Source organism: Flavobacterium sp. PS2, assembly GCF_046250155.1.
Lineage (GTDB): Bacteria > Bacteroidota > Bacteroidia > Flavobacteriales > Flavobacteriaceae > Flavobacterium.
On sequence record NZ_CP176426.1, the window covers coordinates 4170265 to 4191061 of the forward strand.

The 20797-nt window shown below is 32.1% G+C and carries 17 protein-coding genes; 4 read left to right on the top strand and 13 right to left on the bottom strand.

From position 1 onward, the window contains the following. Positions 1-2: 2 nt before the first annotated feature. From ACJ6WR_RS18440 to truA, 9 genes are all read right to left on the bottom strand, one after another. A complete protein-coding gene (locus tag ACJ6WR_RS18440; protein WP_323490810.1) occupies positions 3-569 on the bottom strand; it encodes a hypothetical protein in 567 nt (188 codons plus the stop codon). 96 nt (positions 570-665) lie between these two features. Further along, positions 666-1439, bottom strand: a complete 774-nt coding sequence (locus tag ACJ6WR_RS18445) for a hypothetical protein (RefSeq protein WP_409416081.1) — start codon at positions 1437-1439, stop codon at positions 666-668. 9 nt (positions 1440-1448) lie between these two features. Further along, the gene (locus ACJ6WR_RS18450; protein ID WP_409416082.1) at positions 1449-2216 is read right to left on the bottom strand and encodes a DUF6882 domain-containing protein; all 768 of its coding nucleotides are present in this window, start codon (positions 2214-2216) and stop codon (positions 1449-1451) included. Between the two features lie 201 nt (positions 2217-2417). Further along, positions 2418-3863 (bottom strand): rhomboid family intramembrane serine protease, encoded by a 1446-nt coding sequence (locus tag ACJ6WR_RS18455; RefSeq protein ID WP_409416083.1) that lies wholly within the window; start codon positions 3861-3863, stop codon positions 2418-2420. A gap of 444 nt (positions 3864-4307) precedes the next feature. Then, positions 4308-4817: a TPM domain-containing protein gene (locus tag ACJ6WR_RS18460; protein WP_409416084.1), complete on the bottom strand. Its 510-nt coding sequence runs from the start codon at positions 4815-4817 to the stop codon at positions 4308-4310. Positions 4818-5062: 245 nt separating this feature from the next. Further along, positions 5063-5521, bottom strand: a complete 459-nt coding sequence (locus ACJ6WR_RS18465) for a copper resistance protein NlpE (RefSeq protein ID WP_323490805.1) — start codon at positions 5519-5521, stop codon at positions 5063-5065. Between the two features lie 186 nt (positions 5522-5707). After that, the gene (lpdA, locus tag ACJ6WR_RS18470; RefSeq protein WP_409416085.1) at positions 5708-7096 is read right to left on the bottom strand and encodes a dihydrolipoyl dehydrogenase; all 1389 of its coding nucleotides are present in this window, start codon (positions 7094-7096) and stop codon (positions 5708-5710) included. 250 nt (positions 7097-7346) lie between these two features. Then, positions 7347-9101, bottom strand: a complete 1755-nt coding sequence (locus ACJ6WR_RS18475) for an ABC transporter ATP-binding protein (RefSeq protein WP_409416086.1) — start codon at positions 9099-9101, stop codon at positions 7347-7349. A gap of 54 nt (positions 9102-9155) precedes the next feature. Continuing rightward, positions 9156-9890 (bottom strand): tRNA pseudouridine(38-40) synthase TruA, encoded by a 735-nt coding sequence (gene truA / locus ACJ6WR_RS18480; RefSeq protein ID WP_039112870.1) that lies wholly within the window; start codon positions 9888-9890, stop codon positions 9156-9158. A 535-nt stretch (positions 9891-10425) separates the two neighbouring features. Here truA and ACJ6WR_RS18485 point away from each other — a divergent pair. Both ACJ6WR_RS18485 and ACJ6WR_RS18490 read left to right on the top strand, forming a co-directional pair. Next, positions 10426-12342 (top strand): SPFH domain-containing protein, encoded by a 1917-nt coding sequence (locus ACJ6WR_RS18485; RefSeq protein WP_409416087.1) that lies wholly within the window; start codon positions 10426-10428, stop codon positions 12340-12342. 213 nt (positions 12343-12555) lie between these two features. After that, positions 12556-13053 carry a metallophosphoesterase family protein gene (locus tag ACJ6WR_RS18490; protein ID WP_409416088.1) on the top strand — a complete coding sequence of 166 codons (498 nt, stop codon included), beginning with the start codon at positions 12556-12558 and terminating at the stop codon, positions 13051-13053. A 1-nt stretch (position 13054) separates the two neighbouring features. On the opposite strand, the gene ACJ6WR_RS18495 is transcribed toward ACJ6WR_RS18490, so the two are convergent. Beyond that, positions 13055-14752: an ATP-binding protein gene (locus ACJ6WR_RS18495; RefSeq protein ID WP_409416089.1), complete on the bottom strand. Its 1698-nt coding sequence runs from the start codon at positions 14750-14752 to the stop codon at positions 13055-13057. Positions 14753-14925: 173 nt separating this feature from the next. Continuing rightward, a complete protein-coding gene (locus ACJ6WR_RS18500; protein WP_409416090.1) occupies positions 14926-16620 on the bottom strand; it encodes an ATP-binding protein in 1695 nt (564 codons plus the stop codon). Positions 16621-17042: 422 nt separating this feature from the next. Here ACJ6WR_RS18500 and ACJ6WR_RS18505 point away from each other — a divergent pair, with 422 nt between their 5' ends. Beyond that, positions 17043-17204, top strand: a complete 162-nt coding sequence (locus ACJ6WR_RS18505; protein WP_409416091.1) for a hypothetical protein — start codon at positions 17043-17045, stop codon at positions 17202-17204. Positions 17205-17311: 107 nt separating this feature from the next. Here the strand turns inward: ACJ6WR_RS18505 and ACJ6WR_RS18510 are convergent, their stop codons facing one another. Next, positions 17312-17974: a response regulator transcription factor gene (locus ACJ6WR_RS18510; protein WP_035619889.1), complete on the bottom strand. Its 663-nt coding sequence runs from the start codon at positions 17972-17974 to the stop codon at positions 17312-17314. Positions 17975-18140: 166 nt separating this feature from the next. Next, entirely contained in the window at positions 18141-18551 is a 411-nt protein-coding gene (locus tag ACJ6WR_RS18515) for a DUF4293 domain-containing protein (protein WP_039112865.1), read from the bottom strand. A 186-nt stretch (positions 18552-18737) separates the two neighbouring features. Between ACJ6WR_RS18515 and rho the strand changes: the two genes are divergently transcribed. After that, positions 18738-20579: a transcription termination factor Rho gene (gene rho, locus ACJ6WR_RS18520; protein WP_039112864.1), complete on the top strand. Its 1842-nt coding sequence runs from the start codon at positions 18738-18740 to the stop codon at positions 20577-20579. Positions 20580-20797 lie beyond the last annotated feature (218 nt).

Consider the following 20797-nt stretch of genomic DNA (forward strand, 5'->3'; position numbering starts at 1 on the left):
TGCTATTCAGTTAATATTGTTTTGTCATCATTTCTGTAAAGTAATGAAAACAATCCTAAAGCAAAAAGAATACAACTTAGTACCATATACGATCCGTTTTTTAATACAAAGAAAGAAATACCTACTGCGGGTGCTCCAATTATAACCATTAAGGCACTAAAGGTATGAGTTTTAATAAAATTTAAGGCATGCGCTGCCAATCCTATAAAAAGTAAAGATGGACCAATAATAACAAAAGGATATAAAATAGATGGCGTATTACTTATCTGATTACTTAATTCCGTTTTTGAGATTTCGTCATCTCCAAAACTCCACATTATAAAGTCAATAGTACAAAGCCCAACGTGACCTATAACTCCTAAAATGGTTAGAAAAGAAGCTACTGAATTAAGTTTATTCTTAGGGAATACATCATTAAAAGAAAGTAATAATACAGCTCCAATTAAATTAAACCAGTGTGCAAAATCTATAGGCTTTTGAAAATAAGCAAATTTAGAACCTTGTGAAAACATGATATAACTACTAACAAAAAGCAGTAATCCGATTAAGCAAATAGTTCTTGATTTCATAAATTTATTTTTGGTTGTTAATAATTGGTTTTATTATATAGACACTATTTTTTATAATTTGTTACAAATCTGGTTTTTCGGGTTGATTTTTTTTCTTTAAGAACTGCTTTTATCATTCCTAAATGGACTTTCAAAATTTATCCACTTTGTTGTATTTAATGACTTTCCATCCGTATTCATTGGAGTGAATCGGACCTTATATTTTCCAAGTTTGGTAAAAGTAAATGCTCCGGAACACATTCCATGTCCTACATTAAGTTTTCCATCCCATTCTTTGATATAAAACACAATTTTTTGGTTTGTATTAAGGTCAACCATTTCTGTTTTGTACCAGATTTCAGAATCAGATTTATTGGTAACATTGAATATTGCATTTGCAGCAGGACCACAACCATATTCTCTAACTTCTGTTTTTTGATATTTAATCTTCAGATTAGGATTTAATAATTCAGCTGAATTTTTGTTTGTTGTTTTCCAGTAAACTTTTTCATTTTGGTTCGTTTCAGTATTCCACTGTGTCATTTCTTCTGTTTCTCTCTCTGTTTGCTTAGAGTATTTTAAGAAGTAAATGGTATTAGGTTTTAGTTGTTTTGCAGGTTTAAAAATGGCCTGTGTCAGACTCATTTGACCTTTTAGAATTTCAACAAGATTAAGTTTTACCAATTCACCTTTCTTACTTTGTAAATAAACAGTTCGATTTTTGAAACTATTGATTGTTTTTTCACTCATGTAATATCCCTGTATGATAAACATCGAATTTAAACTTATGTTTGTTTTCTTTGGGAAAAATTGCATTCCGTTTGCACCACATTCTGCATGAGCAGAATTTAACCCGATTGCGAAGAAAAAAAGGAGTATAAGTTTTTTCATAATGTGATTTTAAATTAAATTTTTTTCTTTTATTTCGAAATAGCATTCTTCACAAACTAATTTTATTTTAGCCATTTTTATATTTTCTTCATTCCAACCATCATCTTTAATTCTAGTTTCTTCACATTTATTGCACCAAGCAGATAAATCATCATCTTCTCCTAAATACATTCCAATTTCTGATTCAAATGCTTCTTCAAAACCAGTTTTATCTATTTCGTTAAGATGTTGGCAAATAAAGGCGAGCCTGTTAGAACCGTGTTTTTTGCATTGAATCTGTTTTTCTGTTTTACTTTTATTTATAATTTTTAGTTCTTCGACGAAATTGCTTTCAATTTTATCAGTTAACAAAAAATATATTTCAAGATTATTATCATTAACAATTCGATACGAACCGATTGCTTCAATCATGTTATAGGCTATTGCAGTCAATTCCCAACCAACATATTTATCAGCATCAAAGAAACCTTCAGTTAGTTTTGAATAATTGTTTTTTTCTCCAAACTGTTTTATTAATAAAGTTTTAAGTTTATTATTATGAAGCAATTCTTTATTATTCCATGCCCATAACCAAGTTTTACCCGAATTAGAATAACTACCAATTGGAATGTATTCAAAATTTAGTTCGGTTTGCCCTTTTTTAAATGTAATTAATGATGTTTCTTCATCGTAAAACCATTCTGTAAAATCGTTTAAGTTGTATTTTTCTACGAACTTTTCTTGGATGCTTTTGAATTCATTGCAAATATTTATTGCAAAATCAGAATATTTCTTCATTTATGTCTTGTTAAAATAGATGCAATCTGTTGAAAGTTAGTATTTGTTATGCTTTATAAGATTGTAAAGCTGTTAGTCCAATTGCTAATATAAAAAAAGTCAAATAAACCCATAATAGTTTTTTTAAGATTATTGTCAATTTATATTTATGCGAATTAGGCAGGATTGGCAAAAGATTCTTTATAAGCCAGAGCCTTTTTTTCAATCATTTATTTCTTTTGGATGTTGTTTTTTTTCCGATTTTAAAGAGTTACTCATAATCAATCCAATTACAAAACCACTAATAAGTCCTCCGATATGTGCTGCATTATCAATTCCTCCAGTAAGTCCCATAAGCAAATTATATCCTATAAAAATGAGCGTTGTAATTAAGAATACGTTATTGATTTGTGGAGGAAAAACTTTTGTCAATAACAAACTTAGGAATAATCCATAAAGCCCAAAAATAGCACCCGAAGCACCTACGCTTACTGTTGCATCATACCACCAAATACTAGCTAAACTGGCAATAATTCCTGTAACTAGGTAAATTGTTAAGTATTTCGTTCGACCCAATAGAGGCTCCAGAAATATTCCGACAAATAAAAGTCCAAACATATTTGATAGCAAATGCATGAAACCACCATGAAGGAAGACATTTGTAATAAGTCTCCACCATTCGCCATTGCTTGTATAAGGTTGGTAGTTTGCTCCCCAGTTTAGTAAATCTTGCCCATTAAACGATATAAAGCCTAAGCCTGATATAAACATCACTAAAAAGATTGCAATATTTAGGTATATTAAAATTGGAGTAACAAAATAGCCTTCTCTTGGTTTTATAAATTCCAAGAATTCTTTTAAATCTTTGTTTTCTTGGGGATTTCCGCTTTCTAGGTTCTTTAATTCTCTTTGGTTAAATTTTGGAATTAAAATCGCAATTAGTGATATAACTATTCCTCCTAATAATGTGCAGATAAACCATAGGAAGGAATTTCCATTTTTGTTTTCAAAAGGTTCTTTGTGAGAAATAAAAATAGTTGCACCTTCAGTATTTAATTTAATGCAATTTTTTAAGGCTTTTTTATAACCATCTCCAGTTTCTGAATTTCCAACTCTTTCTAAGTATATAAAATCACTTAAATCTGTTCGGTTAAATTCGGTTTCGCTAAAGTTTGCAAAAGATTGGTATTCACTTTCTTTTCTAGAATCGCTTATACTATTACTAACCTGATTATGGTATTTTATTCCTAACCAATATTTGCAATTCGTAGCGGTCGAAGCATTATTTTTTTTATCAAAAACAGGAACAACAACATATATAGTCATGTTAAAATCAGTATCGTGCTTGCCACTTACTTCAAATAAAGTATAAGAACTAGCTTTTGATTTGTCTATGAATATTCTGTTTATTTTATAATACTTTGTTTGTTCTTGTTTGGAAATTGCAGAAACATTCTCGACTTGGGTTAATTTTCCTGTTGCTGTTTTAAGATAGTCTTGAGCAATTATTGTTGGAACTGAAATGGAAAGCCAAAGAATAAAAATATAAAAATCGGTATAAGTCTTTCCGTTTTTCGCTTTTAGGTTTAAAATGTTTAATCTCTTGTGTAAATAAAATATGATCGGTATTGCAGGAAATATCAATGGAATTACAAAATCAATTATCATTTCTTTGACTGAAAAGAGTTGAAATTTGATAAATAATAACCAGTTTAAAAAAGTATAAATAATGCAAAAGCTTAGCATCGTAATTAAAAATGGAACAAAAAGTAGCTTAAGTTTTTTAGTAAAATTAGAATTCATACTTTAGATATATCTATTATAAGTTTTTATATTTCTTGGTTGACTTTTAGGTAATGTAAGTCGCAAAAGTTTTTTATTAGACGACTAATATATAGTTTTTTTAGTGTTAATTTATAATTGAAAATAAAACTTCATTGTATTGCAGTTTCGCGTGAAGGATAGAGGCGGTATCCTTTTGTAAGCGAAGCAAAACAAAAGATAAAGCCGAAAGCCTGACCCGCTTTTTCTGCGGGGCACGCCATAAAAAAAAAATCCAACCTGTTTGCACAAATTGGATTCTTTAAAAGTTTTCAATTTTTCTTAAAAACGCTATTTTATTTTTTTGATTATTTCAGAAACTGATTCCTCTAAACCTTTATAAAAATCACCTTTTTTAAATTCTGGTAAGGCATAGCTAGATATAATATCTTTAGTTTCGTCATAATTAAGTGTGTTACGTACCTGGTCACTACCTTGTATCTGGATTTGTCTCAACTCTTTACTAAAAACAATTAAAACGGCTGTGTTTAGTTTTAGGTTATTGGCTAAATAAGTATTCAAATCCAATGAGTATTCTGGAATATCAGAATAAGGTTTTATGGATGGAGTTGTAACAAGAATAATTTTATGACCCGAGCTTGTCTCGCACGATTTTAAAGTGTTTTTTAAAGTTGCTATTTGACTTGGAGATAATATTTTTTCGAAGTCATTTACATAATCATATGATTTCGAAAAAACATTTTGAGGTTCAGAGGTTGAACTTACTGCATTTTTTGTTTGGGCAAAAAAACTATTTAATGAAAATAAGGTAATTGTAATAATAAAGAAGATCTTTTTCATATTAGTACTGAGGGTTAGATTTGGTGGTGCGAAAATAAGACTTTATTATGATAAAACATTCTTCAAATTTGTATGAAATGGTTAATATTTTATTGGTTTTATGTGAAGTATGTGAATTAACAAAATAGAAACTTTTACTTGACATTATCGAGAAGTAAAATCATAAAAAAATCCGACTTGCTTTTGCAAATCGGATTTTTAAATATTTATGAAATAGAATTAAGACCAATTATAAAATTGACTTTCTATTTAGGTTCTATTTGATTTAAAATATAATTTTTAGCAAGAGGACCAGTAATTTCTTTATTGTCCATATCAAGCTGTGTTAGTGTTCTTTCTCCCACTAAGTAAGATGTTGTTCTAGTTTTATCTTTAGTTATAGTCGTGATTATGTTTCCTTCTTTATTCCATGTAGTTGTTCCTTCATCGGTAAATTTATTATCTTTTGTTTTACCCAGATATGTTTCTTTTATAGAAAAAGTTTTGTCGTCATTTATTGTTATTTCCTGCTCAATTCCTTCACAATCTGCACATGGTACAATTCCTTTATAAGTACCAACCCAATCTAATGAATTTTGTGATGTATGTTCATCATGAGTTACAATTGTGTCTTGCGTAATTGTATCTTGTTTCATGGCATCTTTATCCTTACAGCTCGCCATTAATAGCCCTGCCATTATCAGTGTTACGATTTGCTTTTTCATTTAGTTGAGTTTTATTAGATTAAGTAAATTTAAGTATTATATAATAAGAACGTGCTAGTAATTTTTTTATTACGTGTTAGGGCAGGGTTTTAGAATTAATTAAAAAAAGTAAATCATAAAAAAAATCCGACTTGCTTTCGCAAATCGGATTTTAGATTGAAAATTATATTCTTAACTAAGGGAATATTACAAGTGAATTACTTCGCCGTAAGCATCAGCAACAGCTTCCATAACAGCCTCACTCATTGTAGGGTGAGGGTGAATAGATTTTAAGATTTCATGTCCGGTAGTTTCTAGTTTACGAGCTACAACTGCCTCGGCAATCATATCTGTAACACCAGCACCAATCATGTGGCATCCTAACCATTCGCCATATTTAGCATCAAAAATTACTTTTACAAAACCGTCTGGAGTTCCAGCAGCTTTAGCTTTTCCTGAAGCAGAGAATGGGAATTTACCAATTTTTAATTCGTATCCTTTTTCTTTAGCTTGTTTTTCAGTTAAACCTACAGATGCAATTTCTGGCGTTGCGTAAGTACAACCAGGAACGTTTCCGTAATCGATTGGGTCTACGTGTAAACCAGCAATTTTCTCTACACAGTTAATTCCTTCAGCAGAAGCTACGTGAGCCAAAGCTTGTCCAGGAGTAACATCACCAATAGCATAATATCCAGGGATATTAGTTTGGTTGTAAGCGTTTACCAAGATTTTATCTCTGTCTACAGCGATACCTACTTCTTCAAGACCAATGTTTTCGATGTTAGTTTTAATTCCAACAGCCGAAAGAACGATGTCAGCCTCAAGAACTTCTTCACCTTTTGCAGTTTTAACAAATGCTTTTACACCTGCACCAGTTGTATCAATACGCTCTACAGAAGAGTTAGTCATGATTTTAATTCCAGCTTTTTTCAAAGAACGCTCAAATTGTTTAGAGATATCTTCGTCTTCTACAGGAACAACGTTTGGCATAAATTCTACAATAGTAACTTCAGTTCCCATTGAGTTATAAAAATGTGCAAACTCAACTCCAATAGCTCCAGAACCTACAATAATCATCGATTTAGGCTGAGTAGGTAAAGTCATTGCCTGACGGTATCCTATTACTTTTACTCCATCCTGAGGTAAGTTAGGTAACTCACGAGAACGAGCACCTGTAGCAATAATAATATGGTCAGCGCTATATTCTGTAACTTTATTATCTTTATCAGTAACGTCAAGTTTTTTTTCTGGTTTAAGTTTCCCAAAACCATCTATAACGTCAATTTTATTTTTCTTCATCAAGAATTGAACACCTTTGCTCATTCCTTCTGCAACACCACGGCTACGTTGTACAACCGCAGGGAAATCTTTATCGAATTCAGAAACAGTCAATCCGTAATCGGAAGCGTGTTTTAGATAATCAAAAACCTGAGCCGATTTAAGTAATGCTTTGGTAGGAATACAACCCCAGTTTAAGCATACACCACCTAGGTTTTCTTTTTCAACTACGGCTACTTTAAAGCCTAATTGTGATGCTCTAATGGCAGTTACATATCCGCCTGGACCACTTCCTAAAACAATAACGTCGTATTTCATTTTTTAAGTATTTATTTTATTTTTAAAATTGAAAGCGGTTAAAAACGCATTTCATTTTCTATTTTTCAACTATGAATAGAGATTGCGAATTTAAGGATTTATTTTAAAAAAAGGTTTAATTTTTATTTCAAGGTCAATTTACATTGGCTATTTCACAGAGATTGAAATAAAAGTGATTTAATTTGCTAAAATTAAGCAAATAATCACCTTTATTTTACGAAAACAGCAGTAATTAAAACAGAGTTCTAAATTAATTTGCTATCACAAATTGTGAGTCGTATAAGTTTTTGTAAAACCCTTCGGCACGATTTATCAATTCCTGATGCGTTCCTTGCTCTACAATAAGACCTTTGTCCATAACCACAATTTTATCGGCATTTACAATTGTTGCCAATCGATGCGCAATAACAATCGAAGTCCTGCCTTTGGTAATCGTTTCGGTAGCACGCTGAATTAATTCTTCAGAGTAGGTATCTATAGATGAAGTTGCTTCATCTAATATTAAAATACTCGGATTACTTACATACGAACGCAAAAAAGCAATTAGTTGGCGCTGACCCGAAGAAAGCATTACACCACGTTCCTTTACATCAAAGTCATAATTATCAGGCAAGCTCATAATAAAATCATGTACACCAATTACTTTGGCAGCTTCTACAACCTGGGCCTTGGTTATCTCAGGATTATTAAGCGTAATATTATTGTAAATCGTATCGGCAAACAAGAATACATCTTGCAAAACTACAGCGATTTGCTTGCGTAATGAAGCCAGCGTATAGTTCTCTATATTATGACCGTCAATACAAATTGTCCCGCTATTAATTTCATAAAAGCGATTCAGTAAGTTTATTATAGTCGATTTTCCAGCTCCGGTAGAACCTACAATAGCAATAGTTTGCCCAGCTTCAACCGATAAATCGATGCCTTTAATAACTTCCTCCTCTGGGATATATCCAAAACGAACGTTCTTAAATTCAATACTTCCGTTAAAAATAGGAGCTTCGATAGTTCCAGTATCCTGAATATGGTCTTGTGTATCGATAATATCAAAAACACGATTGGCAGCAATCATTCCTAATTGCATCTCGTTAAATTTATCCGCAATCTGACGTAAGGGATTAAACAACATCCCGATAAACATCGTGTAGGAGAATAAATCTCCAAAAGTCGTAAAGTTATCGCCATTCAGGATTTTAAATCCTCCAAATACTACAATACAACCCAATGTAAGCGACGAAATAATATCGGCAATAGGAAAGAAAATAGAGTTATATAAAATCGTTTTTATCCATGCTTTTTTATGCTTTCCGTTTATGTCTTTGAAACTTTCGTACTCAGCATTCTCACGATTAAAAAGCTGAACGATTTTCATACCCGTAACGCGCTCCTGTACAAACGAGTTCATGTTGGCAATCTGAGTTCGAACTTCCTCAAAAGCAACCTGCATTTTGCGCTGAAAAATACGAGTGATATAAACCAAAATAGGCATGGCAATAACCACAATCCAAGTAAGTTTCCAGTTCATATAAAACATAAAAATTAGCACAACAAGCATTTTCATCAAGTCACTAATAATCATAAATAAACCCTGGCTGAAGATTCTGGCAATCGACTCAATATCCGAAACCGAACGAGTAACCAATTGTCCTACAGGTACAAGGTCAAAATATTTCATTCTAAAACTCAAAATGTGTTTAAACAACTTCGTACGGATATCCTTTACAATATCCTGACCTAACCAGTTTGCCCAATACACAAAATAAAACTGCGAGAAAACCTCCAGTAAAAGCACAATTCCCATTAGGGTTACATAAAAAAGTAAACCCAATTGGTCGTGCGTTTTAATATATCCGTCCACCGTTTGCTTAAGCAAATAGGGGCGAAGAGCGGCAAATATAGAGAGCGAAACCGCAAAAATGATTACACCATTATAGCGCCATTTGTAAGGTTTAGTATAAGTAAGAATTCGTTTGAAGAGGCCAGTATCAAATGCTTTTGCTTTCATTTTATTTTTTTGCTTTAGGCTTTAGGCTTTAGGCTTATTGCCTATAGCTTAAAGCTATAAATAATCGTAAACAACCTTAGTTAAATACAATCCGTGAGCCGGAACCGAAAAACCAGCTTTGTCTCGGTTTTTACTAGCAATGATATTTTCAAAATCATCCAGCGTAATTTTGTGTAAACCAATGTTTATCAAAGTGCCAACAATGGCGCGAACCATATTTCGTAAAAAACGATTGGCCGAAATGGTAAAAATCAGCTTATTATCTTCGGTTTTCCAATACGCTTCAAAAATACTACAATCAAATGTATTTACATCAGTGTTCACCTTCGAAAAGCATTGGAAATCGGTATGATTTAACAAAATTTTAGCAGCTTCGTTCATCAAAGCAACATCCAGATATTGATGAAAATACCAACTCAGTTCCTCCAGAAAAGGATCTTTCACTGTATTAATATGATATTCATAAGTACGTTTGGTTGCATCAAAACGACAATGCGCTTCGTCCTGAACCAATATAACATCATAAATAGCAATGTCTTTTGGTAAGTAAGAATTGAGTTTGTGAACCAAATTCGGAACGACAATAGGAGAATCATAATCAAAATGAGCAAACATTTCTTTGGCATGAACACCAGTATCAGTACGACCAGCCCCCATTAAATTAATAGGAGTATTTAATAAAACAGAAAGTGCTTTGTTTAAAGTTTCCTGAACTGATGACGCATTAGGCTGAAATTGCCAACCATGATAATGTGTGCCGTTGTATGCAAATTGTATAAAATATCTCATTTTAAGGTGCAGAGGTTCTAAGATGCAAAGGTACAAAAAAGGTTCAAAGGAACAGAGATGCAAAGGTGCAAAGGTTCTGAGGTTCTGAGGTTTTTTTAGGGACGCATTGTAGAGGCGCACCGCAGTGCGTCTAACACAACGGGATAAGGTTTTTTGTCTATACGATGTGTAATCATTTTTATCGGTTATTCGTAGAGGCGCACAGCAGTGCGTCTCACGTTAGATATGAAAATAAACAAAGACACAATGTTTATGTATCCCTGTAGAAAACCTTTGCATCTCTGTTCCTTTGAACCTAATTAAAGAACCCTTGCTTCTCTGAACCTATGTACCTTCCTCAAAAAACTGTTAAAATCAAAAATACCAATCATAGTTTGTTTAGCAAAAAATCGTGTCAGAAATTGACAATTCTAACGATTTAATCAGGGGCTTTTTTAAACATTATTTAAGTAAAATTAACAAAAGTTAATTTTACAAATATTTCATTTTAACAGGAAGTATTTCTGCTATGTTTGTAATCTAATATATCAAAACTATGAATGAAATTACTTCTTATTGGTGGATAATTTTAATCTTATTCTCCATCTTTTTTTACAAGTTTATTTTGCGTGTTTTCTTCGGGATGGTGATGGTTCCAGAGGATAAGATTGGTCTTGTGACTAAAAAATTCGTTTTGTTCGGAACCGATAAATCGCTTCCTGATGGTCGTATTATTGCGACAAAAGGAGAAGCAGGTTATCAGGCAAAAACGCTTGCTCCGGGTTTATACTGGGGAATGTGGATCTGGCAATATTCGATAGATATGACTGGATTTACAGTTATTCCGGAAGGAAAAATTGGACTTGTTTTAAGTAAAGACGGAAAGGAAATTCCAACCGGTCGAATCTTAGCCCGAAAAGTAGAAAGTGACAACTTTCAGGATGCTACTTTTTTCCTGGACAATGGTGGACAAAAAGGGCGTCAGACTGCTTTTATTACCACAGGTTCGTATCGTATAAATACGTTCTTGTTCGAAATTGTAATTGCAGACCAAATCAAGATTTATGAGAACATGATTGGTATTGTAACAGCTCTTGACGGAGAACCAATTCCGCAAGGACAAATTGCAGGGAAATTTGTTGAAGGTCATAATAATTTTCAGGATTTTGACAAGTTTTTAGATACCGGCGGAAATCGTGGTTTACAGCCTCAGGTAATGTTGGCAGGATCGTACTATATTAATACATGGGGAATCTTGATAGAACAAAATCCAATGACCGATGTGCCTATTGGATATGTTGGAGTAGTTATTTCGTATATTGGAGAAGATGGTCAAGATGTTACCGGAGATACTTTTAAACACGGGAACATTGTTTCAAAAGGACAACGTGGTGTTTGGATGGAACCTTTTGGACCTGGAAAATATGCCTTAAATAAATATACGACTAAGTTAGAAGCAGTTCCAACAACCAACTTGGTTCTGAACTGGGCAAATGCCAGAAGCGAGTCGCATGATTTAGATAAAAATCTTTCTACGATTACTGTTCGTTCAAAAGATGGTTTCCCATTTAATCTGGATGTGGCACAAATCATTCACGTTCCGGCTGCCGAAGCGCCAAAAGTAATTGCTCGTTTTGGAAGCATGAATAACTTAGTTTCTCAGGTTTTAGAGCCTACAATTGGTAACTATTTCAGAAACTCGGCTCAGGATAGCGATGTTATTTCTTTCTTGTCTACAAGAAAAGAACGTCAGGAATCGGCTAAAAATCATATTAAATTAGTTCTTGATGAATATAACGTAAATGCTGTTGATACTTTGATTGGAGATATCGTTCCGCCAGATTCATTGATGAAAACTTTGACAGATAGAAAATTAGCAGAAGAGGAGCAAAAAACATATCAAACTCAAAGAATGGCGCAGGAACAACGCCAGGGAATGGAGAAAGAAACCGCGATTGCAGATATGCAGAAAGAAATTGTGCGTGCTTCGCAAAGTGTAGAAATTGCACAACGTACCGCAGATGCAACCGTGAAGAAAGCTGAAGGAGATGCAACCAGTTTAAAACTGAATGTAAACGCCGAAGCCGAAGCGACAAAAATGCGTGCAAATGCCGAAGCCGAAGCGACAAAAGCAAGAGCAGGAGCACAAGCCGAAGCAACAAAACTAAACGCAAGTGCAGAGGCAGAAAGGATTTCTAAAACAGGTTTAGCCGAAGCAGAGAAAATTATGGCAATTGGTAAATCGACTGCAGAATCGTACCAACTTCAGGTTAGCGCGATGGGTGGAGATAATTTTACCAGATATAAAGTTACCGAGGAAATTGGAAAAGGAAACATCAAAATAATTCCTGATGTTTTAATTTCCGGAAACGGTGGTTCTGATGGTTCTATTAGTGGTTTGTTAGGATTAAAACTAATGGAAATGATAGATACCAAAGATTCTAAAGATGTTAAAAATCCTAAGAAACAGTAGCTATTGTAAATGTAAAACGTTAGAGATGAAATGTAAAAGACATCGTATAACGTAGAGACGGACAGAAGTGCGTCTAACACAAAGTTTTAAATCCGATTTGCGAAAGCGAATCGGATTTTTTTATTAAAAAAATCAGCAACTTAGCCCCTCAGAACCTTAGCATCTTTAAAGAAAACCTTTGTACCTTTGCAACTCAGAACCTTTGTACCTATAATGAAAAAAATCCTCCTACTTTCCGATACGCACAGCCATATTGATGATACAATTTTAAAATACGTTTCCCAAGCTGATGAAGTGTGGCATGCGGGAGATATTGGTGATTTATCGGTTACCGATGCTATAAAAAAAGTAAAACCACTACGTTGCGTTTATGGAAATATCGATGATGCTAAAGCTCGATTAGAATTTCCGTTAAACAATCGTTTTATGTGTGAAGATGTTTCAGTTTGGATTACTCATATTGGTGGTTATCCCGGAAAGTATAATCCCGCTATAAAAGCAGAAATGGCTTCTGATCCTCCTAAATTATTTATTTGCGGACATTCACATATCTTAAAAGTAATGTTCGATAAAAAGAATAATTTGCTGCATATGAATCCTGGAGCTGCTGGTAAAAGTGGTTTTCATCAAGTGCGCACGATGTTGCGATTTGTGATTGACGGAGATAAAATAAAAGATTTAGAAATTATAGAAATCGAGAAACGTAATTAATTTATACTAGGTTTACTATTGGAACTTCTATTCTAATCGAGGTGCCAATATCAATTTTAGATATAACTGCTATTTCACCTTTTAAATTCTTTATTCTGGCTCTAATTTGGTTTAGACCAAAGCCTTCGTCGATATGAAATTTATTTGTTTTATATCCTTTGCCGTTATCATTTACATTGACAATCAGGTGGCCATTTTCTTCAACTAACGAAATACTAGCAAGAGAAGCTTCACTATGTTTTATAATGTTGTTTAAAAGTTCCGAAATGATGAAATAGATTCTCATTTCAAATTTTTCATTGTATCGGGTTTTCGATGGAATAGCACAAGAATACTCAAAAAGTATCGTCGAATTAGAATTCTTTTCGCATAAATCTTCTAGCGCATAAAACAAACCAAATCGAACTAATAGGGTAGGTAAAAGTTCATGAGATAAATCACGTACTTTATCATGAGCTTCTTGCAGAATGAATTTTGTTTTAAGAATTTCTTCAGAAACAGGTTCGTTTTGAGTCGAAAAAACATTTAAATGCATTCCTGCCGAAGATAATAAGGCACTAATATTATCGTGTAAGAATAAAGCAATTTTCTTTCGTTCACTTTCCTGACCGTCGATACTGGCATTAATTATGTTTTGTTGTATTTTGCTTTGAATATCTTTTAGTCTGTTATTTTGTTTCAGTTTGGTATTCTGATAGAAAAAATAAAACAAGATGATACTAATCACAAATAGAGAAACCATAATACTAACCACTTTCTTGTTACGGGATTGCTCCGATAATAAAGATTGTTGTTTTGATTTGTACTGCGATTCTATTTTATCAATGTCTCTTTTGTATTGATCTACTTCTAGATTAAGACCAGCAACATCTACTTTTCGTAATTTATCTTCATTATTTAGTTCTTCGTTTAAAGTAGTATAAAGAGCTAGATTGTCATAGGCTTCTTTAGGTTTTCCTATTTTTGATAAAAACTTAGAATATTCTTGATAAGTGAAACATAAATCTGATTTTTCATTTCCTTCTCGACCAATTTTTATTGCTTTTTTAAAAAATAAATCTGCTTTTTTGTTATTGTTTTCATGATTATAATACATACCGTTAAGCATATTTAATACTACCAAAGTAGAAGCGTCACCATGTTTTGAGTGGAACTTATTAATGTAACTCAAGTAGGGGTAACCGTCTTTATAACCACCGATGTCAAAATAAGCCCAAGTAATATTTAGTTTTGTAAACACTACTTGTACCGAGTCTTTTATTTTAGTACTGTAAAAAAGAGACTTTTTATAATAAGAAATTCCTTTTTCATATTCCTTTTTATTAAAGCAGTAAATATTACCTAAATTATTATAAAGCCAATTCTTAAGTTCGCCATTGTTGGTTTTCTCGGCATATATTAATCCTTTTTTGTAATAAAATAAGGCTTTGTCAGGTTCTGTTAATTCATCAAAATTGGCAGCAATTGTATTGTATGATTTTGCAATAAGATTTGGATCATTAGCAGCAATGGCATAGTTTAAAGTGAGACGAGACAGTGTTAGGGATTTTTCGTATTGTCCTTCACGCATAAATTTTACAGCTTCATCATAAAGTTTTTCTGTCTCTTTTTTAGAAAGAGGCTTGCTTTGAGGGTAAAATTTGTTGCTTAAACAAATTAGCAATATGACGAGTAATAAGACAATTCGATTTTTGTGCATTTAATATAATGATTATTATATATGTAATTTCAAAGATTAGGGTTCAAATTTAATAATTAATTTTATTGCTATTGATGTTTAATTGATGCTCAAAACGTGACATGTTAATTTAGAATACAATAGTAAGTAATTTAATATTTGATGATTTATATAAATCAGTTTTTAGGATTAAATTACGATTCAGACATTATCGGAACATCTATCTTTATTGAGGTTCCCATGTCAATTTTGGAAATAACTTCGATATCTCCTTTTAAATTTTTTATTCTTGCTCTAATCTGATTCAGACCAAAGCCTTCAGCGATGTTAAATTCATTGGTATTATATCCTTTTCCGTTATCATTTACATTAATGATAAGATTCGAATTATTCTCTACTAACGAAACACTTGCAATGGTAGCCTCACTGTGTTTTATGATATTATTTAAAAGTTCTGAAATTATAAAGTAGATTCTCATTTCGAATTTTTCATGATAACGTGTCTTCGGGGGAATTGTACAGGAGTATTCAAAAAGAAGAGTCGAGTTCGAGTTTTTTTCGCACAAATCTTCAAGAGCATAAAACAAACCAAAGCGAACTAATAATGTGGGTAAAAGTTCATGAGACAAATCACGTACTTTATCATGCGCTTCTTCGAGAATAAATTTTGTTTTAAGAATTTCTTCAGATGCAGGTTCGTTTTGTGTCGAAAAAACGTTCAGATGCATTCCTGCGGTAGATAATAAGGCACTAATGTTGTCATGTAAAAATAATGCTATTTTTTTGCGCTCACTTTCCTGACCGTCAATACTGGCATTAATGATGTTTTGTTGTATTTTGCTCTGTACATCTTTAAGTCTGTTTTTCTGTTTAAGTTTGGTATTTTGATAGAAAAAATAGAATAAGATGATAGTAACAATAAATAAGGAAAACATAATGCTAACAATTTTTTTGTTGCGGGATTGTTCCTTTAATAAAGATTGTTGTTTGGTTTTATATTGAGATTCAATTTTATCAACTTCTCTTTTGTATTCATCTAATTCAAGATTAACACCTACCAGTTTTGTCTTTTTTAATTCTATAGATTCAGTAAGTTCTTTTTCTAGTGCATTAAGTTTAGTGATGTTTTCGTACGCTTTTTTGTAGTCATGCTTTCTGAATAAAAAATCAGCATATTTTTCATGTGTTTTTGCTAAATCAAATTTTTCGTTACTTTTATTTCCTAGTGCAATTGCTTTCGTGAAAAATGCATTTGCTTTTATCGTATCGTTTTTATGATCATAATATATTGCATTTAGCATATTAAGAGCAACCTGAGTTGACTCATCTCCATGTAGTTTAAATTCATTTATATAATTTAAATAATCTAAACCTTTGTCATAATTCTTGATCTCAAAATAGGCCCAGGTAATATTAAGTTTTCTAAGATATATTTTTGCATTATCCGGTGAATTCTGGCTGTATTCAAGTGATTTTTCGTAATGATTGATTCCTTTTTGATACTCTTTTTTATAGAAAAAATAGGTATTTCCCAGATTGTTATGGATTTTGCTTTTTAATTTGCTATCATTAGTTTTATCAACATAGTATAGCGCTTTTTGGTAAAATACTAAAGCTTTATCAAGCATAATCAAATCATCAAAATTCACACCTATTGTGTTGTAGCAACGTGCAATAAGATTATTGTCATTAATTTCGATTGATTGTTTTAGAGCGATTCTAGATTCTTTTAAAGATTTCTCGTAGTTATTAATTTTATAATTAACAATCGCATCTTCTAATAGTTTCTCTATTTCACTTTTTAAAAGGGGCTTATTTTGAGAGTAAGAGTCGGTGCTAAAACATATTAGTAATATAATGAGTAATAAGAAAAATCGAGTTTTATGCATTTAATACGACTGTTATTTTATAGATAAGAATTTCTAACATTTAGCGCCAAATTTAATAATTAAATCCCTTCATGTTTGAAAAAAATAAGTTATTATTGTGTTGGTAATGTTTCTAGTTAGTCGTGGCTTTTCATGAATTGATTTGCGAAATTAATTTGTAAGTAATTAAATACTAAATAGATGTATTAAGAGTGACTGAGATAGCTGTAAAGCTTGTTTATATAAAAATGCATCATTTATGGAGTTTTATATATACTATATAATTCAGGAAACGACCAGAAGATTTTAAAGATTATTTTAGGTATATGAAGCTTAAATTCTGACAAAAATAGATAAAAATATATAACTCAATTAATAATAAGGACAGAACCCAAAGTGTCTTAAAATGATTTGGGTATTAATTAATTTAAATAAAATAACAAATGTCAAAACAATTTTTAGAAGGAGAAGAAAATTACAATTTAGCAGGAGAAGACCCAAACACTAATACTGGAGGTGAACCAACTCCTGAAGATGAAAATCAACCAGAAGAGCCAATAGAAGAAAAGGTAGATATTGACAAAGGTGGAAAAACTGATGTTTAATAAAGTTTCTTAAAATGATCTACTACTAATTAACTTAAATAAAAAGGTGTAAATTAATTTAGTAAAGAATAAAAAAAGTGCTTCAGTTTTTGAAGCACTTTTTATGTTTATGATTTAATCAAATTGTTCTTAATTGCGTATTTAACAAGACCAATAGTGTTTTTTGTTTTTAATTTTTTCATGATATTCTTGCGATGTGTTTCGACAGTATTAGTACTGATGAAAAGCAATTCACTAATTTCTTTTCCACTATACTCAAGAGAAATTAATGTGATAATCTCAAGTTCACGAGAGCTTAATATAGAATTTTCTTCTCGCGTACGTTCGTTGAGTTTAGGATTACCTCTTGTAAAAGTGGTAAATATTTTTTCTCTAACCGAATCGCAAAAATATTCTTCACCTTTATTAACAGCTTCAATAGCCTCAATGATATTTTCGCCAGCACATTTTTTGGTTAGATAACCACTGGCTCCAAGATTCATTACCTCTTTAATGATTTTTAAATCATCATAACTAGAAAGGATTATTACTTTGCAGGGAAAACCTTTTTCTGAGAATTCTTTAAGGACTTCGATACCATCTTTTTGAGGCATACTAATATCTAGGACTAAGATACTAGTGTTATTTGTAGATACATCATCAAAAATATTCATTCCGTTCAAAGAAGAGCCTACAACCTCAAAGTCAGAAACGGTATGTAATAAATTGGTAAGCCCGTCAATAAGTACCTGATGATCATCGGCTAGATGTACTCGTATTTTGTCTTTCATAAAAATGATAACTATTCGTTTCAAATTTATGAAAAAATAAGGGACTATAAGTGTTTATAGGGCTTAATTTAATCATAGTAGTGCAAAAATCTTGATATTTCCCACAAAAAAACCCGAATTATATAATTCGGGTCTTCTTCGCACAAAATAAATTAAGTTTATAGGTTTACCTCAATCTATCCACAGATTTTACAAGATCTTCATCCTTTTTGATGGCTTTATTAGCTAACACTAATAATACGATAGCAACTATAGGTAGAAACATCCCAATACCTTTCTCAGAAACAGCAGGTGTTTCTCCAGATACATTTAGTGAATGATATACAAACAATCCTAATAAAATTAAATTTAATATTATATTCAGTCTGCCCATGACAAACTGGTTTTGTCTCTTTTTATATGAAATAATACTTACTATAGATAACATAGCACTTAAACCTAGTAAAACAACGTAAAGTTGATTTTGCATGAAATAATAAGGCTTAGCATCTGCTGTTGTCCAAAGCGGAACGAAAGTCATTAATATAGTAACCGCAAATGTTAAAAGTAAATATATAGTTTGAATTCGTTGTATCATTTTCTTGATTATTGTTTTACAAAAATATATTTTCTTTTTTACAAATACTATTGTATGATAAAATTTTATTCGTATTATTGCATCACAATACCGTAAGCACTTCATACTGCGGTTGATTCAAAAAAAAACAGTACTACCTATTCTTTTACAGTATTTCCGAAAATTAATTAAATTCATAGAACATTCATGTTTGATATTTCTGCATTAAAAGAAATGAAGCTTTCTGAGCTTCAAGAAATAGCTAAGTTAGCTAAAACAATAAAATTTAACGGTGTAAAAAAGGACACATTAATAAGTCAGATTTTAGCACATCAAGAAACGACTGTGCAACCGCCAGTTGTTCAAAAAGAAAATGAAGTTGTTGAAGATGATAAGCCTAAAAGAGCTCGAATTGTTCCAGTTAAAAAAGCAGCTATACAAAAGAATACAGTTCAAAAGAATTTAGTTTTTGAAGAAGAAAAAGAAAGTAAACCAACTGAAATTCTTGATACTCCAGTAGCACCAATTGCTCCAGAAGCAGAATCTATAGAAACAGTTGAACCTGTTCAAACATCAGAAAAGATTGTTCCTGAGAAAAAAGGATCAAAAATTATAAAATTCAATAAATCGGCCTACGAAAAAAAGGTCGCTTTACAAAAGGAAAAAGAAGCAGCTAAAGAGGTTGCGCCAGAAGCAGAAATTTCAAATGAAAATTCAGCTGAAACTGAAAATGAGACTCCAACAAATGCTACATCGGAAAAAACTGAAGCACCAGTTCAGGTAAAAAAGACAAATCCGAACCAGAATAAGCAGAATCCAAATCAAAATCCAAACCAGAACCCGAATCAAAATCCAAATCAAAACGGGAATAATGGTAATCAAAATCCAAACTTTAAGAATAAAAAGAATAATTTCAGAGACTCTGATTTTGAGTTTGACGGAATTATCGAAAGTGAAGGTGTTCTGGAAATGATGCCGGATGGTTACGGATTCTTACGTTCTTCAGATTATAATTATTTAGCCTCTCCAGATGATATTTATTTATCAACTTCACAAATCAGATTGTTTGGTCTTAAAACAGGTGATACAGTAAAAGGAGTAGTACGTCCTCCTAAAGAAGGAGAAAAGTTTTTCCCATTAGTTCGAGTTCTAAAAATAAACGGACATGATCCACAAGTAGTTCGCGATCGTGTTTCATTCGAACATTTAACTCCAGTTTTTCCTTCTGAAAAATTTAAATTAGCCGAAAAGCAAAGTACAATTTCAACTCGTATAATCGATTTGTTCTCTCCAATAGGAAAAGGACAACGTGGTATGATTGTAGCACAGCCTAAAACGGGTAAAACAATGTTGCTTAAAGATATTGCAAATGCTATTGCTGCAAATCATCCAGAGGTATATTTAATCGTTCTTCTTATAGATGAGCGTCCTGAGGAGGTTACCGATATGCAACGTAGTGTACGTGGAGAAGTAATTGCTTCTACTTTTGATAGAGAACCACAAGAACACGTTAAAATTGCTAATATAGTATTAGAAAAAGCTAAACGTTTAGTAGAATGTGGTCATGATGTAGTAATCTTGTTAGACTCGATTACACGTTTGGCTAGAGCTTACAATACGGTACAGCCAGCTTCTGGTAAAGTATTAAGTGGAGGTGTTGATGCGAATGCATTACAAAAACCAAAAAGATTCTTTGGAGCTGCTCGTAATGTAGAAAATGGAGGTTCATTAAGTATTATTGCTACAGCATTAACGGAAACCGGATCAAAAATGGACGAGGTTATCTTTGAAGAATTTAAAGGTACAGGTAATATGGAGTTACAATTGGATCGTAAGATTGCTAACAAACGTATTTTCCCTGCAATCGATTTGACTTCTTCAAGTACGCGTCGTGATGATATGTTACTAGACGAGAAAACATTACAAAGAATGTGGATCATGAGAAAATACCTTTCAGACATGAATCCTGTTGAAGCAATGGACTTTATCAACGATCGTTTCAAGAAAACCAAAAACAACGAAGAGTTTTTAATTTCTATGAATGACTAGAGGAGAGTTTCAAAGTCTCTAAGTTACAAAGGTTCAAAGGTTCAAAGGTTTTACTTTTGGAATCTATAAATATAAAAAAAGGGATGAGTTTTTAACTCATCCCTTTTTTTGTGAACATCAGAACTTTTGCAACTCTCTATCAAAGACGCCCTGCGGTGCGTCTCTACGGAAAACCTCTGAATCTTTGAACCTTTGTAACTTAGAACCTTAGAGCCTTC

Bases quoted from the DNA above. Each gene is read 5' to 3' on its own strand.
- ACJ6WR_RS18485 (WP_409416087.1), top strand. From the start codon at position 10,426: ATGAATGAAATTACTTCTTATTGGTGGATAATTTTAATCTTATTCTCC.
- rho (WP_039112864.1), top strand. From the start codon at position 18,738: ATGTTTGATATTTCTGCATTAAAAGAAATGAAGCTTTCTGAGCTTCAA.
- ACJ6WR_RS18465 (WP_323490805.1), bottom strand. From the start codon at position 5,521: ATGAAAAAGCAAATCGTAACACTGATAATGGCAGGGCTATTAATGGCG.
- ACJ6WR_RS18500 (WP_409416090.1), bottom strand. From the start codon at position 16,620: ATGCATAAAACTCGATTTTTCTTATTACTCATTATATTACTAATATGT.
- ACJ6WR_RS18495 (WP_409416089.1), bottom strand. From the start codon at position 14,752: ATGCACAAAAATCGAATTGTCTTATTACTCGTCATATTGCTAATTTGT.
- ACJ6WR_RS18515 (WP_039112865.1), bottom strand. From the start codon at position 18,551: ATGATACAACGAATTCAAACTATATATTTACTTTTAACATTTGCGGTT.
- ACJ6WR_RS18475 (WP_409416086.1), bottom strand. From the start codon at position 9,101: ATGAAAGCAAAAGCATTTGATACTGGCCTCTTCAAACGAATTCTTACT.
- ACJ6WR_RS18440 (WP_323490810.1), bottom strand. From the start codon at position 569: ATGAAATCAAGAACTATTTGCTTAATCGGATTACTGCTTTTTGTTAGT.
- ACJ6WR_RS18510 (WP_035619889.1), bottom strand. From the start codon at position 17,974: ATGAAAGACAAAATACGAGTACATCTAGCCGATGATCATCAGGTACTT.
- ACJ6WR_RS18455 (WP_409416083.1), bottom strand. From the start codon at position 3,863: ATGATAATTGATTTTGTAATTCCATTGATATTTCCTGCAATACCGATC.
- ACJ6WR_RS18490 (WP_409416088.1), top strand. From the start codon at position 12,556: ATGAAAAAAATCCTCCTACTTTCCGATACGCACAGCCATATTGATGAT.
- ACJ6WR_RS18505 (WP_409416091.1), top strand. From the start codon at position 17,043: ATGTCAAAACAATTTTTAGAAGGAGAAGAAAATTACAATTTAGCAGGA.
- lpdA (WP_409416085.1), bottom strand. From the start codon at position 7,096: ATGAAATACGACGTTATTGTTTTAGGAAGTGGTCCAGGCGGATATGTA.
- ACJ6WR_RS18450 (WP_409416082.1), bottom strand. From the start codon at position 2,216: ATGAAGAAATATTCTGATTTTGCAATAAATATTTGCAATGAATTCAAA.
- ACJ6WR_RS18445 (WP_409416081.1), bottom strand. From the start codon at position 1,439: ATGAAAAAACTTATACTCCTTTTTTTCTTCGCAATCGGGTTAAATTCT.
- truA (WP_039112870.1), bottom strand. From the start codon at position 9,890: ATGAGATATTTTATACAATTTGCATACAACGGCACACATTATCATGGT.
- ACJ6WR_RS18460 (WP_409416084.1), bottom strand. From the start codon at position 4,817: ATGAAAAAGATCTTCTTTATTATTACAATTACCTTATTTTCATTAAAT.